Raw genomic sequence first — 2,059 nt, 5'->3', positions numbered from 1 at the left:
CGACCTGCAGGGAACCGCCGCGCCCTCGGTCGCGGGCACCGATTTCCTGACCACCGCGCAGCACAACGGCTGGACGCTCAAGATCATCCGCTACATCGTCTTCAAGCTCATGCCACGCAACGCGCCGTCCACGCTCGCGCCGGCACAGAGCGCCGACATCGTGGCGTATCTGCTGGCTTCCGACTGCTATCCCGCCGGCGCGACGCCGTTCCCCACCGACGACGCCCCCGCCTTCGCCTCGATCCAGGTCGCCCCCGTCCCCGGCACCGTCCCCGGCCGCAACGCCAAGGGCGTCTGCCCCGTCCCGTAAGCGCGCCACGCCGGCCGCGTCGGGGCCGACCTTGGCAGGCGTTTCGGACACCGTATACGCTGACCCCCGTCGATGAAAAACGCCCCCGCGCCATCGCGGGACAGGCGATCACGTCCGCGCGCACCGCGGACCGGCAACAGGGGAGCGACGACTTGAACAATCTCGATGCCTACCGCGCCGCCGGCAATCCGATGTTCAACGACAACCGGTTCAAGCTCGGCATTTTCGGCTCCAACTGCTCCAACGCCTGCGCGATGACGCTGGCGGAGACGAGCTTCGAGCCGACGCTGGAGAGCAACCTGGAGATCGCCGGCATCCTCGAAGACGGCGGCTGGGAATGCATGGTGCCGATCGCCCGCTGGCGCGGCTTCGGCGGGCCAAGCAATTTCAACGGCAACTGCATGGAGACCTATACCTGGGCCGCGGCCCTCGCCGCGCGCACCAGCAACATCTTCCTGTTCGCGACGTCGCACGTGCCCACCGTGCATCCGATCGTCGCGGCCAAGATGGGCACCACCATCGACCGCATCTCCAAGGGCCGGTTCGGCATCAACATGGTCTGCGGCTGGTTCACGCCGGAGATGGAGATGTTCGGCGTCAAGATGATGGAACACGACACCCGCTATGAATACGCGACGGAGTGGGTGGAGATCGTCGAAAAGCTCTGGACCGAACAATGGTTCGACTACGACGGCCAGTTCCTCACCATCAAGGGCGGCTTCGCCGATCCCAAGCCCTATCAGAAGCCCCGCCCGCTGCTCATCAGCGCCGGCTCCTCGCCCAAGGGGCGCAAGTTCGCCGCGAAATACTGCGACATCAACTTCTCGGTGATCGAGGAGGACGGCCTCGACCGCGCCGCCAACTGGATCAAGGAAGTCCGCGCCGACGCGCAGAAAAACTACAACCGCGACATCGGCACCTTCACCTATTCCTACTGCGTGGTGCGCGACACGGAGAAGGAGGCACGGGACTACTACAACTACTACGTCCACGAAAAAGGCGACTGGGAAGCGGCCGACAACGTCTGCAAGATCTTCGGCGTCGAAAGCGGCTCGTATTCCAAGGACTACATGGACAAGTTCCGCGCCAACTTCATCGCCGGCTGGGGCGGCTATCCGCTGGTCGGCACGCCGGAACAGGTGGTGGACCGCATCGCCGAACTGTCCGCGACCGGCGTGGACGGCAGCCTGATCTCCTTCGTCGACTACAATCAGGAACTGCCCTACTTCAACGAACGCGTCATGCCGCTGCTGGAACAGGCGGGGCTGCGCAAGCCGCACCGCCGGCCGGCCGCGCGCTAGGATCACGCCCATGCGCATCCTCATCAACACCACCTCGCCCTATGCCCGCGTCGCGCGCATCGCGGTGCTGGAAAAGGGACTGCCGGCGGAGGAGGAACTCGTCGATCCGTGGGGCGACACGCCGGCGCTGCTCGCGGTCAACCCGTCCGCGCGCGTGCCCGCCCTCATCGCGCCCTCCGGCGCGCCGGTCACCGAAAGCCTGCTCGCGGTGCTGTGGCTCGAACACACGCATCCCACGCCGTCGCTGATCGGCGCGGACGCCGACCGCGACATCAGCCGCGCCGGCCTCGCCTACGGCGTGATCGAGGCATCGGTCCACACCCTGGTCGGCCGCAACATCGTCAGCGGCAGCCTCGCGGACACCGCCTTCGACGCCTCCCGCATCGGCCTGCGGCGGCGGCGCAGCATCGTCGGCGGCCTGACGGCGCTCGACGCCGATCCGCCGGGC

2 protein-coding genes and 1 pseudogene are annotated in these 2,059 nt (G+C 67.0%); all 3 read left to right on the top strand.

Annotation, left to right across the window (positions count from 1 at the left end; translation table 11 throughout):
- A pseudogene (locus tag B8460_RS22495) lies at window positions 1-310 on the top strand (c-type cytochrome); the annotation flags it as partial.
- A gap of 152 nt (window positions 311-462) precedes the next feature.
- Window positions 463-1,611, top strand: coding sequence for an LLM class flavin-dependent oxidoreductase (locus B8460_RS19460; protein WP_148360727.1), 1,149 nt, complete (start codon window positions 463-465; stop codon window positions 1,609-1,611).
- Between the two features lie 10 nt (window positions 1,612-1,621).
- The coding region (locus B8460_RS19455; RefSeq protein ID WP_048863284.1) for a glutathione S-transferase family protein at window positions 1,622-2,059 on the top strand (438 nt) is incomplete at its 3' end.

The sequence above is a fragment of the Acidisphaera rubrifaciens HS-AP3 genome (assembly GCF_000964365.1).
Taxonomy (GTDB): Bacteria; Pseudomonadota; Alphaproteobacteria; order Acetobacterales; family Acetobacteraceae; genus Acidisphaera; species Acidisphaera rubrifaciens.
This window is presented reverse-complemented; position numbering and strand designations above follow the sequence as displayed.